This is a genomic window from Calditerricola satsumensis (genome assembly GCF_014646935.1).
Taxonomy (GTDB): Bacteria; Bacillota; Bacilli; order Calditerricolales; family Calditerricolaceae; genus Calditerricola; species Calditerricola satsumensis.
In genome coordinates, this window is record NZ_BMOF01000007.1 from 16486 (window position 1) to 32712 (window position 16227).

Sequence of the window (16227 nt, forward strand, 5' to 3'; positions counted from 1 at the left end):
GATTCCCCAAATTTGAAAAACGCCATCGATTTCTCTTTATCTACGATCTATTTTAACTTTTTTGCGCGAATGAACGCTTCAATAAAACTGCTAATCCCTCCTATCAGTAAAATGATGTTAAGTATGAGAGCATTAGTCCCGTATGGTTGTTCAAAATAGAAATATAAATTATAAGCACCACAAAAAGTCACTAAAATAGAAAAGATGAACTGACGAATAAGGCGCTTATCCTTCAAAATAACACCTTCTTCCTGAAAAATTCAGATTGCCCTTTCCAATCCCCTTCGGTCAGAACGGAGTTAAACACCGCCATCCAAGCCGAAGGAAGAGGGATTTGGAATGACGCAGCACCAGATTACCGGAGATGCAGAACATTTGCATCCCCTTTTTCTCCGCGACGCGAAAGACGAAGCGCTTGCCAAGCTCATGGAAACCGTCTGGAATCGGAGCTGTTCGCCTGTTCCCCGCGGGGCAACAGGTGACGGTGTTGGCCTTGATGGAGAGGTGGCGAAGCCAATTGGGGTGAGTTTGGCGAAAGAAACGGGTGAACCTGGCCGGGTGCGCGCGTGAAACGATCGTGTGCTTTCGCAATGGGAAGGCGCCTTCTGGGTTTTCCTCTTACGTCCTGACCAGGAAGTCGGTAAAATGGAAACGACAGGTTTCGTAAAGCGCCAACCGTGGATTGCCGTCGCCAGGAAGGAGGAAAGCAATGTCCCGACGGCGCAAAAGCTGGGACGAATACTTCATGGACCTCGCCTTCACCGTCGCCGAGCGGGCCACGTGTCCGCGCCGGCATGTGGGGGCGGTGCTGGTGAAAAACAAGAAGCTGATGGGCACCGGGTACAACGGCAGCCCGGCCGGCGTGCCGGATTGCTATGACCGCGGTTGCCTCATCGAGCGCTACGTGGAAAACGGCGTCGAGCATGAACGGTGCATTCGCACCATCCACGCCGAGGTCAACCTGATCCTGTTTACCGACCGCGCCGACCGGGAAGGGGGCACGGTGTACGTCACCGACGAGCCGTGCTGGAACTGCGCGAAGATGCTCGCCAACAGCGGCATCGTGGAGATTGTCTACGAACGGCCGTACGAAAAGGACCACGAAAAGGTGGAACGCCTCATGGCCGAGGCGGGCATTCGCCTGCGCCGATATGTGCGCGAGCGCATGCGGGATGAGCAGGCATGACGGCGCGGCCGGGCTTGTGGGCGGGACTGGGCGCTTGCGGCGGCACGGCCCTGGCCTTTGCCCTGGCCAGCCAAGGGTGGGCCCTCGCCTGGGCCGCCTTTTGCGCCTGTTGCGGAATGCTCGCGCTCGGATGGGGGCGGCGGACGGGTGTTCGAACGGCGCGGTGGGTTGCCCTCGGGGCGTTTTTCGCGGCGCTGGCCCTTGCGCGGACGGCCTTCTCTCCCGCCCTTGCCCCCTCGGCGCTTGAGGACCTTGGCGCGCAGGAGGGGATGGCGGTGGTCCTGGATGGCGTGGTGGCCCAGCCGCCGCGCCTTGACGGCGACCGCCTGCAGCTGGTGGTGCGGGGGATGGGGGCGCAGGTGGATGCGGCAAGGGGGGCGCTGGACGGCGAACGGGTCCTCGTGCGCGTGCGGCTGGCCCATCCGGAGGAACGCCGCGCGGCAGAAGCGCTGGGGCGCGGCGACCGCGTGCGCGTGGCGGGCACGCTCGAGCGGCCGCCCCTTCCGCGCAATCCCGGCGCCTTTGACTACCGACGGCATCTCGAGCGCCAGGGCATTCGCTGGATCGTTCGGGTGAGCGGGCTTACAGCCGTCGACGTCGATTCCGGTGGCCGGTTTTCCCTCCTGCGCTGGGCCGACGACGCGCAGCGGCGGCTTTCCGCCGTGCTTGCCGGCACCCTTGCCCCGCAGACGGCGGGCTTTTTGCAGGCCCTTGTGCTCGGCGACCAGAGCGCCCTCGAACCGGAGGCAATGGACGTGCTCACGCGTCTCGGCCTCCGCCACGCCGTGGCCATCTCCGGCCTGCATGTTAGCCTTATGGTCGGACTTTTTTTATTCTTTTTGCGCAGCGTGGGGGTGACGCGCGAGCGGGCCGTCATCGGGCTGCTCGCCTTCGTTCCGGCGTATGTTGCCCTCACCGGGATGAGCCCGTCGGCCGTGCGCGCCGGGCTGATGGCCGAGCTGGCCCTGCTCGTTTTCGCCTTTCGCCGTTCGGCCGACGCGCTGAACGCATGGGGCTGGGCCTTGGCGGTGTCGCTGCTCTGCGTTCCGGCGTGGCTGTATTCGCCGGGCTTCCAGCTGTCCTACGCCGTCACGTGGGGGCTCCTCGTCGCGGCGGCGCCGCTTGCCCGACGCCTGTCGAAAGGCCCGATGCCGCTTCGCGCGCTGGTGGCGGTGACCCTTGTGGCCCAGGCCGTCTCCTTTCCGCTGGTCGCCTGGCATTTCCACAATGCCCATGGCCTGGCGCCGGTGGCCAACCTGGTGCTCGTGCCGGTGGTGTCGCTCCTCCTTTTGCCCCTCGGCACGGCGGTGCTCCTCTTGGCCCTTGTGCACCCGGCGTTCGCGTTTGCTCCGGCGCGTCTGGCCGACGGCGCGGTGGACCTGTTCCTCGCGTTGGCGGCGCTGCTGGATCGCCCGTTCTTCTTCACCGGGTGGCCGCCGCCGCCCGTCTGGTGGTGGCCGCTGTACGGGCTGGCCCTCGGGGCATGGGTGTACGGGCTCGAACGCTGGAAGGGCCGCCGGGTGTGGATGGCCTTCGGCGCGGTTTTCGTCTTGCTGCTGGCCAGTCGCTGGACGGGCGGGGATGGCGGTGCGGTGCGCGTCACGTTCCTGGATGTGGGGCAGGGAAACGCGGCGGTGGTGGAAGCCGGCGGAAAGGTGTTTCTCGTCGACGGTGGCGGGCAGCCGGCGATCCCGACCGAAGCGTGGCGGCGCCGGCGCGATCCCTTTGACGCGGGAGCGGATGTGGTCGTGCCGTACCTGCTGTATCGCGGCGCGCGGCGGATCGACATGGTGTTTGTCTCCCACGGCGACGAGGATCATCTTGGCGGACTGTTTGCCGTGGTCAAGCAGCTGGCGGTGAACGAAGTGGCGGTGGGGCCCGAATTCGGGAGCCGCGCGCGGGAACGGGCGTTTCTGGGGCTCTGCGCCCGGCAAGGCGTTTCCGTGCGCCGGGTGTTTGCGGGAATGACGCGTCCTGTCGCGCCCGGCGTCTTTTGGCGCGTGGTGCATCCGCCCCGAACGGGATGCGCCGGTTGTACGGAAAACGATGCCTCCCTCGTTCTTGAGCTCCACGCCTACGGCCGCGTCGTTCTGTTTGCCGGTGACGTCGAGGAGCGGGGCGAGCAGGCCATGGTAGCCGGCCGGCGCGTGCGGGACGTCGACGTGCTGAAGGTGGCCCACCACGGGAGCGAAACCTCGACGAGCGCGGCGTGGCTTTCGGCGGTGCGGCCGGAGTGGGCCGTCGTGTCCGTCGGGGCGCAGAACCGGTACGGCCATCCGCATCCCGCCGTTGTGGAGCGGCTTGACCGCCACGGCGCGCGGGTGCTGCGCACCGACCGGCACGGCGCCATCACGGTTGTGATCCGCTCCGACGGTCGGATGCGCGTGGTGCCGACGCTGCCTGCCCGGCCCGAAGCGGCTGCTGCCCGGCCTTGAGGGTGGGCGAGGCAAACGCAACCTGCGGCGGCTTGGGTTCGTCACTTGTGAGGAGAGGAGGACGTGCATGTGGTCGACCCGCATTTGCTCCGCGATGCCCGAGCGGGAAACCGGGAGGCGATGATCGAGCTGCTCCGGCAAATCGAAACACCGGTGTACCGGACGGCCTATTATTTGCTGGGCAATGAGCACGATGCGCTGGACGTGACGCAGGAGGCGCTGTTGCGCGTGTTTATGAAATTGCACACGTATGAAGAAAAGGCCCACTTCCACACGTGGGTGCAGCGCATCGTCACCAACCTGTGCATTGACCTGTACCGCCGCCGCCACGCCTACACCGCGTTGGAAGCGCTTGACGGGGCTCTGCCGGATGCGTCCCGCGTCGAGGACGAGGTAGAGCGCCGCGATCTGGCCGCCGACGTCAAAGCGGCCATCCACCGCCTCCCCCTTCACCAACGCACCGTCGTCATCCTCCGCTATCTGCAAGGCTTCTCCTATCAAGAGATTGCCGACGTGCTCAATCTCCCGCTCAACACGGTGAAATCCCACCTGTTTCGGGCTCGCCAGCAGTTGCAGGTGTGGCTTCAAGACCACGTGAAGGGAGGGATCGGGGGATGAACTGCGACGAGGTGATGGAGGCGATGCAGCGGGACCTCGACGGGGACCTGACCGCCGAAGAGCGCCGGCGGATGCAGATCCATTTGCGCCACTGCCCGGACTGCGTGCCGCTGTATGCGCGCTTAAGGCGGCTTTCGTCACAGTTGGAAAACCTGCCAAAGGTGGAGCCGCCGTGTTCGCTTGTCGACGCGCTGCTCCCCCGCCTCGAAGCGATGCCGCTGCCGACGGCACAGAAGGCAGGACGTCGAGAGGCGGTGCGGCGGCGCCTGCTCCTGTGGACGGGCGGTGCCGTGGCGGTGGCGCTGCTCGGCGTGATGGCCGTGCTGGCCGACATGCGCGAGGGGAAGTTTGCCGTGCCGAAGGGCGACGGTGTTCGGGAAGCGGGGCAAGGGCGCGTCGGCCAGGCGGGGACCGTGCCCCAGTCGGATGTCGCGCCGCCGTCGGCCGCGGAGGTTCCCGTTTCGCCGGAGGAGCGGTTGGGAAAGCCCGGCGATGGGCGCGGGCAAAAAGCAGATCCCTCGCCGCGGAGGATGGCTTCCCCTGACGCGTCCCGCCCGCCCGTTTCGCCGCCGGGTGCATCGCGCGCGGCTGTGCCGTCGACCCCGGAGGCGTCGACCGGCAGCGGATTCGCCGGCGAGCCTGTCTCGCCGGCAGAACCGGGTCGCGCCACCGAACCGGTGCCGCCACGGCAGGAGGAGCCGGGCGCGGACCGTACCCTCGCCCTTGGCGTGCCGGATGGGCCGGACCACCCGATCGCGAATCCGGGCTTCCCGCAGGGGGGTGGGGAGACGGGCGCGTCCGTGGCGCCGCTTCCGTCGCCGGACGGCCAATGGCGGGCGGCGGTGGTGGCGGAAGGCGGGGCGAAGCGCGTGGTCGTGCACGACGCGGCGGGCGCCGCGCGGTTTCGCGGCCATGCCCTTTCCCCCGATGCGCGCGTCACGCTACAATGGGAGGGGAACGCGCTCGTCTACGACGTGGTGACGGCGCAGGATGGACGCGAAACGGCGGAGCGGTGGCGGGTAAACGTGGCCGCGGGGACGGAGGAGCGGCTCCCCGAACGGCCGCATCCGTAACCGACGGCCAAGCGCCGCACCCGGCGCCGTGCCGCGGACAGGGGGATGGATCATGGTCACCCCGCAGGACATGATGCGGGAGCTTGATGCGGGACGCGTTCGGCCCGTTTACGTGCTGTACGGGGAAGAGCGCTACCTGATCGACGAAACGGCGCGCATGCTCGTCGAGCGGCTGGTGCCGCCGGATGACCGCGACCTCAACGTCGCCGTCTACGACTTGTCGGAAGTGCCCGTGCAGGTGGCCGTGGAGGACTGGTTGACGTTGCCGTTTTTCGGCCAGCGGCGCGTGGTCATCGGTACGCACGCCCTCTTTTTGACGGCCGAGCGCCCGCCGAAAAAGGTGGAGCACGATCTCGACGCGCTGCTGGAGGCCCTCGCGGCACCGCCGTCCTTTTCCACCCTCGTGCTGACCGTGCCGGCGGCCAAGCTCGACGAGCGCAAGCGCGTGGTCAAGGCCTTGCGGGAGGCGGGTGTGGCGGTGGCGTTCCCGCCGCTCAAGGGGGCGGCGCTTTCCACCTGGCTCGTCACCCGCGCGCGCGACCTCGGGGTGACCCTCACCGCCGACGCGGCCGAAGAGCTGGTCCTGCGCGTGGGCGGTGAGCTCCCGTTTCTGGTCACGGAGCTGGAAAAGATGGCGCAGTACGTCGGTCCCGGTGGCACCATCACCACCGACGTGGTTCAGAACCTGGCCCCGCGCACCCTGGAGCAGGACGTCTTCGCCCTCGTCGACCGCATTTGCCGCGTCGACACGGCGGCGGCGTACCGCATGCTGCGGGATTTGTGGCTGCAGCAGGAGGAGCCGGTGCGGATCCTCGCGCTCCTCGCCCGCCAGTTTCGGTTGATCCTGCAGGTCAAGACCTTGTCCGCCAAAGGGTATGGGTCGCAGCAGATCGCGCAGCGGTTGCGCGTGCATCCCTTTGCCGTCAAGAAAGCGGCGGAGCAGGGGCGGCGCTTTGCGGAAGAGACCCTGCTGGCGATTTTGGACGCGTTGGCCGAGGCCGACTATCGCATGAAAGCGGGAGGGGTGGACAAGGAGCTGGCCGTGGAAGCATTTGTCGCCCGGCTGGCCCAATGGGTGCAGCGCGGGGCGCGCGAAGGGGGGAATGAGCCATGATCGTGATCAGCGCGTGTTTGGCTGGCGTGAACTGCCGGTACGACCGCGGCCACAACCGGATCGCGGCCATTGAAGACCTGATCCGCGAGGGGAAGGCGCTGCCGGTGTGCCCGGAACAGCTCGGCGGCCTGCCGACGCCGCGCAACCCGGCGGAAATCGTCGGCGGCGACGGCGACGACGTGCTGGACGGGCGCGCGCGGGTGATCGACAACCAGGGGCGTGACGTGACGCAGGCCTTTGTCCAAGGGGCCTACCAGGCGCTGCGCATCGCCCAGGCCGCCGGGGCGCGCGTGGCGGTGCTGAAGGAATCGAGTCCCTCGTGTGGCAGTCACCGCATCTATGACGGCACGTTTCGGAAACAAAAAAAGCCGGGCCATGGCGTGACGGCCGCCCTTTTCCGGCGCCACGGCATCCGCGTCGTCTCGGAGGAGGAGTTTTTGGCGGCGCTGGAGGCCGGCCGGATAAAGGAACTCCTTGGCGAATAAACGGCCGAGAAAAAGCAAAACGACCCTCAAGCGGGGTCGTTCGTTTTTTGCCGCATCGCAAGGCGTTTTGGGTTGTTGATCCTTACGCCGACGCTTGTTCGACTTGCCCGTTTTGTTGCGCCACCTTGTTGAACTTCTGCATCAGCCGGGACTTCTTCCGCGCGGCCGCGTTTTTGTGAATGAGGCCTTTCGTCACCGCTTTGTCCAGCTTGCGGCACGCTTCCCGCAGGAGCGGCTCCGCCGCTTGCAGGTCGCCGGCTTCCAGCGCTTTGAGGTATTTCTTGATCGCCGTCTTCAGCGCCGACTTTTGCGAAGCCCGCTGCATGCGGCGTTTTTCGTTTTGGCGCGCCCGCTTCATCGCCGACTTCGTGTTGGGCATTCCGTTCACCTCCTGACGGCGGAGTGGTGTCCGAGACAACACGTCATATTCTACCACGATCCTCCGGGCAATGCAACAACGGCGGAATAACGGAAAGTTCCGCCAAGCACCCTAGAAAAGAGAACGGCGAAAGGAGAGCGGCCATGGAACATGACGTCATGCTGCCGGTCGCCGTGCGCACCGATTTGGCCCTGGAGGCGCATGATCAGGCCCGCGCCGCGCTGGGCGAGCCGGTGCCCGGCGTGACGACGGATACACAACAGGAGGACGGCATCACGGTGACGCGGGTGACGGTGACCGATGAGGCTGGCGCGCGGGCCATCGGCAAGCGGCCGGGCACGTACGTGACGCTCGAGGTGCCGGGGTTGCGCCAGCAAGACACGCCGCTGCGCCAACGCGTGGCCGAGCGCCTGGCGCGCGAACTGGAGGGGTTTTTCGATCGCCTCGGCCTTGGTCCGCAAAGCAGCGTATTGGTCATCGGGCTGGGCAACGCCCAGGTGACGCCGGACGCGCTGGGCCCGCTGGTGGTGGAAAACCTGCTCGTGACGCGCCACCTCTTTGAGCTGGCCCCGGAGCAGGTGGCGCGCGGATACCGCCCGGTCAGCGCCCTGGCCCCCGGGGTGCTCGGCAAGACGGGCATCGAGACGTCGGACATCGTGCTCGCCCTCTGCCACCACGTCAAGCCCGACGCCGTCATCGTCATCGACGCCCTCGCCGCGCGCGCGCTGGAGCGCGTCAACACCACCATCCAGATTGCCGACACGGGCATTCAGCCGGGGTCGGGGGTGGGCAACAAGCGCAAGCCCTTGGACCGCGAGGCGCTGGGCGTTCCGGTGCTGGCCATCGGGGTGCCCACCGTCGTCGACGCGGCCACCATCGCCTACGACGCCATCGACTACGTGTTGGCCCACTTGCGCGCGCAACTGGCCGAGGCCCGGGAAAACCGTCCGGCGCGGCGCCTGGTTCCTGGCGCCCGGCGTTATGCCCCCGATCCGCGGCGCATTCGCGCGGTGCGCGCGGAGCGGGATCCGGAAGTGGAAGCGTCCTTGTTCGGCGCCGTCGGGGCACTGTCGCCGGAGGAGAAGCGCGCCCTCATCGCCGAGGTGCTCCAGCCGCTCGGGCAAAACCTGATCGTGACGCCAAAGGAAGTGGACGCCTTTGTCGGCGGGATGGCCAACATCCTCGCCACAGGGCTAAACATGGCCCTGCACGAGGCGGTGGACGGCACCAACGCGGCGGCGTACACGTTCTGAACGGTTTGTTCTGTTTCCCCGGTCCGACGCATAGGATTGGGACAAGACCAGCCGGAAACCGGGGAGGGACAGGCTGTGCGACACCTTCGCTTTCGCGTCATCTCCGTCGCCGGCAACGGGCTGCGCGTGCAGCGGCACATGATGGGGCTGGCGATTGGCACGGCGGTGCTCTTTGTTCTGGCGGGAACCCTGGGGGTGCTGCAGGCGGATCGCGCGGTCGCGCCGTTAGGGGGCGGGTCTTCGGCCCTCTCTGGCGCGCAGCTTGTCCGGTGGATCGCGCCGGAGCTTTCCTATTGGTCGGCCCATGTACAAGCCTCCGACAACGGGAAGACGTGGGGCGGGAGCCTCTTGCACCTGCTCGTGGGCGTTGACCCGTCACGACCGCGCACCTTTCTGTCGCGGGAACTGCCGGGGTATGCCCAGTTCGCCGGAGAAGAAGCGACGCTCTTGGCCGCAGGGGATGCGCAGTCGCCGGACGATGCGTCGGGGGATATTCCGTCGCAGGACGCAAGCGGCGCTCCCGGACCCGTTCCGACGCCGCCGGCACCGCCGCCCGATGGGCCGAAACCCTCGCCGTCCGAGCCGGATGCGTCGCCCGACGCCAAACCGGCGCTCACCACCGGCGGCCGCCGTGTGGTCTTCATCTACCACACCCATCCGCGCGAATCGTTTTTGCCCGAACTGCCCGGGAAAGACCACCCGAACAGCGCCATGGATGCCAAAGTCAACATCACCTTGGTGGGGCGCCATCTGGCCAAAGCCTTGAAGGCGCGCGGCATCGGCACGGTGGTCGACACGACGGACTTTACCGGCCAGCTCATGAAAGAGGGAAAACCCTATGCGCTGTCCTACGCCGTGTCGATCCAAAAGGTGAAGGAAGTGATGGCCGCCAATCGGGACATTACCTTTATCTTTGATCTGCACCGCGATTCGGTGGGGCGGGAGAAAACGACGCTGACGATGAACGGGAGAACCTACGCCAAATTGTACTTCATCATCGGGAAAGGAAACCCCAACTGGGAGAAGAACCACGCCTTTGCCGAGCAGCTGCACAAGGCGATCAACGCGCGGTATCCAGGCCTCTCGCGCGGCATCAAGCCCTTTGAGAAGACGCCGTGGCGCAATGGCGAGTACAACCAGCACGTGTCGCCGCGCGCCTTGACGGTGGAGATCGGCGGCGTGGAAAACACCCTGGAAGAGTGTTACCGCACGGCGGAGCTCTTTGCCGACGTCATCGCCGATGTGTATTGGGACGCGGTGAAGGTGCAGGCGCCGGCGGAGAAAGGAGGGGCGGGCCGATGATCGGCGGTGTGGCCCGCTTTGTCGGGGCGTTTGTGGCCGTGGCCACGGTGCTGGTGGTCGGCATTTTGCTCGGGGTGAACGCGGTGGACAAGGGAATCCAGCGGGTGGAAGGCGGCGCCGACAAGGGCCTCAGCGGGCTGGCCATTACCCGCGTCGATGGCGACCGGGTGGAGCTGACGGTGATGGGCGAGCGCGTCACCCTTGACAAAGGACGGCTTCAGGAGGCCAAGCGGCCGGCGGTGGAGACGCCGCGCGCGGAGAGCCCCTTCCTGAGCCGGATGGGCAATGCGGTCGGCGAATGGGTGCGCGGCCTGACGCGCTCGGCCATCCAGTGGATGACCGAGCGGTTGGGTTCGTGAGGGTGGATCCGTTTTCGGACAGGCCCCTGCGGGAAGCGTGGGGGCCTTTGCGTTGGGGGTCTGTCCCGTTGTGGCGGGTGGTGCGCGGTGCTATAATGAAAAGAGTGCACGCAAGACGCGGAGGGAAACGGGATGGACCGTCGCAAGCGGCAGGAACGGATTCGCAATTTCTCCATCATTGCCCACATCGACCACGGAAAATCGACGCTGGCCGACCGGCTGCTCGAATACACCGGCGCCCTCGACGAGCGGGAGAGGGAAGACCAGTTCCTCGACCAGATGGAGCTGGAAAAGGAGCGCGGCATCACGATCAAGCTGAACGCCGTGCGCCTGACGTACAAGGCGAAGGACGGGAACGAGTACATCCTGCACCTGATTGACACGCCGGGACACGTGGACTTTACGTACGAGGTGTCGCGGAGCCTGGCCGCCTGTGAAGGGGCGCTCCTCGTCGTCGACGCGTCGCAGGGCATCGAGGCCCAGACGCTGGCCAACGTCTACCTGGCCCTCGAAAACAACCTGGAGATCCTGCCGGTCATCAACAAGATCGACCTTCCCGCCGCCGATCCCGAGCGCGTGCGGCGGGAGATCGAGGAGATCATCGGCCTCGACGCCAGCGACGCCGTCCTTGCCTCGGCGAAGGAAGGCATCGGCATCGAGGAGATCCTCGAGCAAATCGTGCACAAGATTCCCGCGCCCCAGGGCGATCCCGACGCGCCGCTCAAGGCCCTCATCTTCGATTCCTTATACGATCCGTACCGCGGCGTGATCGCCTACATCCGCGTGGTGGACGGCGTGATCCGACCGGGGATGAAGATCAAGATGATGTCGACGGGCAAGGTGTTCGAGGTGACCGAGGTGGGGACCAATGCCCCCTTTGCCACGCCGGTCGACGAGCTGACCGTCGGCGACGTGGGGTACTTTGCCGCCGGCATCAAGAGCGTGCGCGACACGCGCGTCGGCGACACCGTCACCTCGGCCGACAACCCGGCCGCCGAGCCCCTTCCCGGCTACCGCAAAGTCAACCCCATGGTGTTCTGCGGCATGTACCCGGTCGACTCCAGCGACTACAACGACCTGCGCGAAGCGCTGGAGAAGCTGCAGCTGAACGACGCTGCGCTGCAGTTTGAGCCGGAGACGTCGCAGGCCCTCGGCTTTGGCTTCCGGTGCGGGTTTCTGGGCCTGTTGCACATGGAGATCATCCAGGAGCGCATCGAGCGGGAGTTCGGCGTCAACATCATCACCACCGCGCCGAGCGTGGTGTACAAGGTGTACAAGACCGACGGCACGGTGCTCGACATCGACAACCCGAGCAAGATGCCGGCGCCGCAGCACATCGACCGCATCGAGGAGCCGTACGTCCGGGCGACGATCCTCGTGCCGAACGACTACGTCGGCCCGATCATGGAACTGTGCCAGAACAAGCGCGGGACGTTCGTGGACATGCAGTACCTCGACACCTCGCGCGTCCAGCTCGTCTACGAGCTCCCGCTGGCGGAGATCGTCTACGACTTCTTCGACCAGCTCAAGTCGAGCTCGCGGGGTTACGCCTCCCTCGACTACGAGCTGATCGGGTACAAGCCGTCCAACCTCGTGAAGATGGACATCCTCATCAACGGCGAGCCGGTGGACGCCCTGTCGGTGATCGTCCACCGCGACAGGGCGTACCACCGCGGCCGGCAGATCGTCGAAAAGCTGAAGGAGCTCATCCCGCGGCAGATGTTTGAAGTGCCGATCCAGGCGGCCATCGGCAGCAAGGTGATCGCCCGCGAGACGATCCGCGCCCTGCGCAAGAACGTGCTGGCCAAGTGCTACGGCGGCGACGTGACGCGCAAGCGCAAGCTGCTCGAAAAACAAAAGGAAGGGAAAAAGCGGATGAAGGCCATCGGCACGGTCGAAGTGCCCCAGGAGGCGTTTATGGCCGTGCTGCGCGTCGACGACGGTAACGGAAAGAAATGAGCGATCCCATGCGAGCACGAGCGGCTCACCCGTAGCGGGTGGGCCGTTTGCCAAAGGAGAGGGTACGGATGGCGAAAGCGGACGATCGGCCGGGCGAGACGTGGGAAGCGGTCCCGTCGATGGGGCAAGAGGAGCCGACCGCCCTGTACATCCATATCCCCTTTTGCCGGCGCAAGTGCCACTACTGCGACTTTGCCGTCTTCGTCGCCCAGGGCGAGGACCTCGTTGAGCGGTACTTGGACGCCCTCGAGCGGGAGCTGGCCCTCACCCTGGGCCAGCGCCGGCCGCGCCTGGCCACCGTGTACGTGGGCGGCGGTACGCCGACGCTGCTTTCGGCCCGCCAGCTGGAGCGGCTGCTCACCATCCTCCACCGCCATGCCGACCTGTCGGGGTGCTTGGAGTTCACCATGGAGGCCAACCCGGAGACGGTGGACAACGCGAAACTGCGTGTGCTGGCCGCCGGCGGCGTGACGCGCCTCAGCTTTGGCGTGCAGGCCTTCCAGGATCATCTGCTGGCGGCCATCGGGCGCACGCACACGGCGGCTGACGCGGTGCGGGCGGTGCGGCTGGCGCGCCAGGCGGGATTTCACAACCTGTCGATCGACCTGATGCTCGGCCTGCCCGGCCAGACGCTCGCTGACGTGCGCGCGTCGCTGGAGGCGGCCTTTGCCCTCGATTTGCCGCACCTGTCGGCCTATAGCCTCAAGGTGGAGGAGCAGACCGTCTTTTACCGGCAGTGGGTGCGCGGCGAGCTCCATCTCCCGCCGGAGGAGGAAGAGGCGGCGATGTACCTGACCGTGCTGGAGGAGACGGCCAAACGCGGCCTCCAGCAGTACGAGGTCAGCAACTTCGCCCGTCCGGGGTATGCCTCGCTCCACAACCAGGTGTACTGGCGGAACGAGCCGTACTATGGCGTGGGCGTCGGGGCCCACGGATACGTCGGCGGCGTGCGCTACGCCAACGTCGGGACGTTGCACCGCTACCTCAAGGCGGTTGCCGAACGCGGGTTGCCGCGAGCCGAGACCCATGTGGTGACGCCGCGCGAAGCGATGGAGGAGACGATGTTCCTCGGCCTGCGCCTGACCGAGGGGGTGAGCCACGCCCGCTTTCGCCGGCGCCATGGCGTCGCCATGGAGGCCGTCTTCGGCCCGGTGATCGCGGAACTGGTTGGGAAGGGGCTTCTCGAGCGCGATGCGCGGGGCGTGCGCCTGACGCGGGATGGCCTGCTTTTGGGCAACGAGGTGTTTGCCCGCTTCCTCCTCGATGGTGGGAATGGAGGCAATGCGAATGATTGACAAACATGAGGGGGCTTGCTAGTGTAAAAGTAAGGGTTTAGCACTCGAAGTCCTCGAGTGCTAACAAGGTGGTGAACACGATGTTGACCGAGCGGCAGAAGCGCATCTTGCGCGCCATCGTCGACAACTACATTCGCTCGGGCGAGCCGGTTGGCTCGCGCACCATCTCCAAGCGCGAGGACATCGGGTTCAGCCCGGCCACGGTACGGAACGAAATGGCAGACCTGGAGGAAATGGGATACCTGGAACAGCCCCACACATCGGCCGGGCGGATTCCGTCGGAGAAGGGCTACCGGTTCTACGTTGACCACCTGATGGAACCCGTGCGGCTGAAACCGGAAGAAATCCGCCGTATCCGGCGGTTGTTTACCCAACGCCTTCATGAATTTGAGGAAGTGATCCGCCAGACGGCGACGATTCTCGCGTCGCTCACCAACTACACGGCGGTGGTGTTAGGGCCCGAAATCTACGAAACGCACCTCAAGCAGTTGGCCATTGTCCCGCTCAGCGCCGAGCGGGCCGTGGCCGTCATCGTGACGAACACCGGGCGCGTGGAACATCGTGTGGTCGACGTGCCGCCCGATTTGTCGCTGTCCGACGTGGAGCGCATGGTGAACTGGATTAACCATCGGCTGGCCGGCTTGCCGCTGTACATGCTGAAACAGCGCATTGATGCCGAGCTGGCCGAGGAGCTGCGCCGGGAAAGCGACCGATGTGCGCGCGTGCTGCAGCTCTTGGACCGCGCGTTGACGGTGGCCGACGAGGATGCCGAGCGCGTCTTCGTCGGCGGCACGACGAACATCCTGGCGCAGCCCGAGTTCCGCGACGTGGAAAAGGTGCGCGCGCTGCTTACCGTGCTGGAGCGGAGCGATCTCGTGGTGGAGCTCTTCGCCACGCGGGAGGACGGCGTTCGCGTGCGCATCGGGCGGGAGAACGCCAACGAGGCGGTGCAGGGGTGCAGCATCATCACCGCCTCGTACTCCGTGGACGGCAAGCTGGTCGGCACGGTGGGCATCCTCGGGCCGACGCGCATGGAGTACGGGCGGGTCGTCGGCATCCTGGAACACTTCGCCCATGACTTGTCCGCCTTGCTCAGCCGCCTGTACAGCGCATAGCCAAGATCCGGCGACGTGGACGAGCCAACGAGACGTGCGCATGGAGGGGGGGAGCGCCCCCCTTCGCTATGTTCTGCGAAAGAGGATGCGTGGTGGGCATGGAACAGCAAGCGGCAACCAAAGGAGACGAGAACGAGCAGCTGGCCACCCTCCTGCACAATGCCCGCGCGGTGCAGGCGGTGGCGACGGCGGTTGAGGGAACGCTGGGCCCCAAGGGACTGGATACGCTGCTGGTGGACGAAGGGGGCAACGTCGTCGTCACGAACGACGGCGTGACCATCTTGGAGAAGATGGACGTCCGCCATCCGGCGGCGCGCATGGTCGTGCGCATCGCTCAGTCCCAGCAGGCCGAGATGGGCGACGGCACGACAACGGCGACGGTCCTCGCCGCGGCCTTGGTGACCGAGGGCGTGCGCCAGGTACAGCGCGGCGTCCCCGTGGCGCGCGTGATTGCGGGGATGCGCAAGGGCATCGCCGAAGCGCTGCGCCTCCTCGGCGAGCGGGCCGTTCCCGTCCGCGGCCTCGACGATCCGGCCCTGACGCGCATCGCCTACATCGCCGGGCGCGAGCAGGCCGACATCGCCGAGCTGGTGGTGGAAGGCGCGCGGCGGGTCGGCGAAACCAAGCTGCGCGACCCCGACTTCAAGCTGGCCGATACCGTGGTGGCCCACGAGCGGGCGGAGAACGAAGTGGTGGCCGGCGTGCTGATCGGCAAGCAGCGCGTCAGCCGGCAGATGCCGGAACGGGTGACGGATGCGCGCGTGCTCATCGTGGACGACGCGCTGGCGCCGGAAAGCCTGGATGAAGAGGCCTTGGCCACCGAAGCCGGGTTTCGCCGGTACCTGGAATTGAAGGAAGCCTTCGTGCGCAACCTGGAAAAGTTGGTCCGATTAGGCGTGCGCTTCGTCGCCGTCGATCGGAGCCTGGATCCGGCGGCAGAGGAATTCTTTGTGGACCATGGCATTCTCGCCGTCCACCGCGTGGCCCGAGCCGAGCTGCGGCGGCTGGCGGCGCACACCGGAGCAGTGCCCATCAAGCGCACGGGGCTGAAAAAGAGGGAGGAGGATCTCGCCCGCTATTTGGGCACGGCCGAATGCGTGGAGGAGGACCCGCGCCTCGGCCGGGTGCGCGTGACGGGCGGCGGCGGCGAAGAGACGGCCACCATTCTCGTGGGTGCCTCCACCCGCGAGGTGACGGGCGAGCGGGAGCGCATCGCCCGCGACGCCGCCTCGGCCGTGCAGGCGGCGGTGCGCGGCGGGTACGTCCCCGGCGGCGGCAGCGTGGAGGTGGCGGTGGCGCGCGAGCTGGAGCGGCTGCGCGCCACGATGCGCGGCATGGAGGGCTTTGGCGTCGACGTGGTGGCGGCGGCGCTGCGCGTCCCCCTGGCGCGCATCGTGCAGAACGCCGGGTTCAACCCCCTGGAAAAGCTGGAGGCGGTGACGGCGGCGCAGGTGGAAAGCGGCAGCGACGCCCTCGGCGTGGATTGCGACACGGGGGAGGTTGTCGACATGGTGGCCGCCGGCGTTCTCGACCCGGCACCGGTGAAGCTGCACGCCCTGAAAACCGCCGGTGAGGTGGCCGAAGCGATTCTGCGCATCCACACGGTGATCCGCATGCGGCGGGACGAGGAAGGAGACGGCTAGGAGGTGGAAGG

At 66.5% G+C, this 16227-nt stretch carries 15 protein-coding genes; 14 read left to right on the forward strand and 1 reads right to left on the reverse strand.

Translation table 11 applies throughout. From position 1 onward, the window contains the following. Positions 1-339: 339 nt before the first annotated feature. The 7 genes from IEX61_RS03005 to IEX61_RS03035 all read left to right on the forward strand — a co-directional run bounded on the left by IEX61_RS03005 (position 340) and on the right by IEX61_RS03035 (position 6911). Complete coding sequence (locus IEX61_RS03005; RefSeq protein WP_054670371.1) at positions 340-570, forward strand: hypothetical protein; 231 nt, start codon at positions 340-342, stop codon at positions 568-570. A 139-nt stretch (positions 571-709) separates the two neighbouring features. Beyond that, entirely contained in the window at positions 710-1186 is a 477-nt protein-coding gene (locus IEX61_RS03010; RefSeq protein WP_054670367.1) for a deoxycytidylate deaminase, read from the forward strand. Beyond that, positions 1183-3621 carry a DNA internalization-related competence protein ComEC/Rec2 gene (locus tag IEX61_RS03015; protein ID WP_188816751.1) on the forward strand — a complete coding sequence of 813 codons (2439 nt, stop codon included), beginning with the start codon at positions 1183-1185 and terminating at the stop codon, positions 3619-3621. Before IEX61_RS03010 ends, IEX61_RS03015 begins: the two co-directional genes overlap by 4 nt. 69 nt (positions 3622-3690) lie before the next feature. After that, positions 3691-4239 (forward strand): RNA polymerase sigma factor, encoded by a 549-nt coding sequence (locus IEX61_RS03020; RefSeq protein ID WP_188816774.1) that lies wholly within the window; start codon positions 3691-3693, stop codon positions 4237-4239. Further along, the gene (locus IEX61_RS03025; protein ID WP_188816752.1) at positions 4236-5312 is read left to right on the forward strand and encodes a zf-HC2 domain-containing protein; all 1077 of its coding nucleotides are present in this window, start codon (positions 4236-4238) and stop codon (positions 5310-5312) included. The genes IEX61_RS03020 and IEX61_RS03025 overlap by 4 nt, the downstream gene beginning before the upstream one ends. Positions 5313-5364: 52 nt before the next feature. Continuing rightward, entirely contained in the window at positions 5365-6426 is a 1062-nt protein-coding gene (holA, locus tag IEX61_RS03030; protein WP_188816753.1) for a DNA polymerase III subunit delta, read from the forward strand. Then, complete coding sequence (locus tag IEX61_RS03035) at positions 6423-6911, forward strand: 2-thiouracil desulfurase family protein (RefSeq protein WP_188816754.1); 489 nt, start codon at positions 6423-6425, stop codon at positions 6909-6911. Before holA ends, IEX61_RS03035 begins: the two co-directional genes overlap by 4 nt. A gap of 82 nt (positions 6912-6993) precedes the next feature. Here IEX61_RS03035 and rpsT read toward each other — a convergent pair whose 3' ends face one another. Beyond that, entirely contained in the window at positions 6994-7290 is a 297-nt protein-coding gene (gene rpsT, locus IEX61_RS03040) for a 30S ribosomal protein S20 (RefSeq protein ID WP_054673246.1), read from the reverse strand. A gap of 143 nt (positions 7291-7433) precedes the next feature. Between rpsT and gpr the strand changes: the two genes are divergently transcribed. The 7 genes from gpr to IEX61_RS03075 all read left to right on the forward strand — a co-directional run bounded on the left by gpr (position 7434) and on the right by IEX61_RS03075 (position 16216). Then, a complete protein-coding gene (gene gpr / locus IEX61_RS03045; RefSeq protein WP_188816755.1) occupies positions 7434-8543 on the forward strand; it encodes a GPR endopeptidase in 1110 nt (369 codons plus the stop codon). A gap of 75 nt (positions 8544-8618) precedes the next feature. Beyond that, entirely contained in the window at positions 8619-9845 is a 1227-nt protein-coding gene (gene spoIIP / locus IEX61_RS03050) for a stage II sporulation protein P (protein ID WP_188816756.1), read from the forward strand. Next, the gene (locus IEX61_RS03055; protein WP_054672495.1) at positions 9842-10204 is read left to right on the forward strand and encodes a DUF3679 domain-containing protein; all 363 of its coding nucleotides are present in this window, start codon (positions 9842-9844) and stop codon (positions 10202-10204) included. Before spoIIP ends, IEX61_RS03055 begins: the two co-directional genes overlap by 4 nt. 132 nt (positions 10205-10336) lie before the next feature. Next, complete coding sequence (gene lepA / locus IEX61_RS03060) at positions 10337-12163, forward strand: translation elongation factor 4 (RefSeq protein ID WP_054672493.1); 1827 nt, start codon at positions 10337-10339, stop codon at positions 12161-12163. Between the two features lie 119 nt (positions 12164-12282). After that, positions 12283-13458, forward strand: coding sequence for a radical SAM family heme chaperone HemW (hemW, locus tag IEX61_RS03065; RefSeq protein WP_188816775.1), 1176 nt, complete (start codon positions 12283-12285; stop codon positions 13456-13458). An 80-nt stretch (positions 13459-13538) separates the two neighbouring features. Next, the gene (gene hrcA / locus IEX61_RS03070; RefSeq protein WP_054672881.1) at positions 13539-14573 is read left to right on the forward strand and encodes a heat-inducible transcriptional repressor HrcA; all 1035 of its coding nucleotides are present in this window, start codon (positions 13539-13541) and stop codon (positions 14571-14573) included. Positions 14574-14671: 98 nt separating this feature from the next. Continuing rightward, a complete protein-coding gene (locus IEX61_RS03075) occupies positions 14672-16216 on the forward strand; it encodes a TCP-1/cpn60 chaperonin family protein (protein ID WP_229725646.1) in 1545 nt (514 codons plus the stop codon). Positions 16217-16227 lie beyond the last annotated feature (11 nt).

Bases quoted from the DNA above. Each gene is read 5' to 3' on its own strand.
- IEX61_RS03005 (WP_054670371.1), top strand. From the start codon at position 340: ATGACGCAGCACCAGATTACCGGAGATGCAGAACATTTGCATCCCCTT.
- IEX61_RS03010 (WP_054670367.1), top strand. From the start codon at position 710: ATGTCCCGACGGCGCAAAAGCTGGGACGAATACTTCATGGACCTCGCC.
- IEX61_RS03015 (WP_188816751.1), top strand. From the start codon at position 1,183: ATGACGGCGCGGCCGGGCTTGTGGGCGGGACTGGGCGCTTGCGGCGGC.
- IEX61_RS03025 (WP_188816752.1), top strand. From the start codon at position 4,236: ATGAACTGCGACGAGGTGATGGAGGCGATGCAGCGGGACCTCGACGGG.
- holA (WP_188816753.1), top strand. From the start codon at position 5,365: ATGGTCACCCCGCAGGACATGATGCGGGAGCTTGATGCGGGACGCGTT.
- IEX61_RS03035 (WP_188816754.1), top strand. From the start codon at position 6,423: ATGATCGTGATCAGCGCGTGTTTGGCTGGCGTGAACTGCCGGTACGAC.
- rpsT (WP_054673246.1), bottom strand. From the start codon at position 7,290: ATGCCCAACACGAAGTCGGCGATGAAGCGGGCGCGCCAAAACGAAAAA.
- gpr (WP_188816755.1), top strand. From the start codon at position 7,434: ATGGAACATGACGTCATGCTGCCGGTCGCCGTGCGCACCGATTTGGCC.
- IEX61_RS03055 (WP_054672495.1), top strand. From the start codon at position 9,842: ATGATCGGCGGTGTGGCCCGCTTTGTCGGGGCGTTTGTGGCCGTGGCC.
- lepA (WP_054672493.1), top strand. From the start codon at position 10,337: ATGGACCGTCGCAAGCGGCAGGAACGGATTCGCAATTTCTCCATCATT.
- hemW (WP_188816775.1), top strand. From the start codon at position 12,283: ATGGGGCAAGAGGAGCCGACCGCCCTGTACATCCATATCCCCTTTTGC.
- hrcA (WP_054672881.1), top strand. From the start codon at position 13,539: ATGTTGACCGAGCGGCAGAAGCGCATCTTGCGCGCCATCGTCGACAAC.
- IEX61_RS03075 (WP_229725646.1), top strand. From the start codon at position 14,672: ATGGAACAGCAAGCGGCAACCAAAGGAGACGAGAACGAGCAGCTGGCC.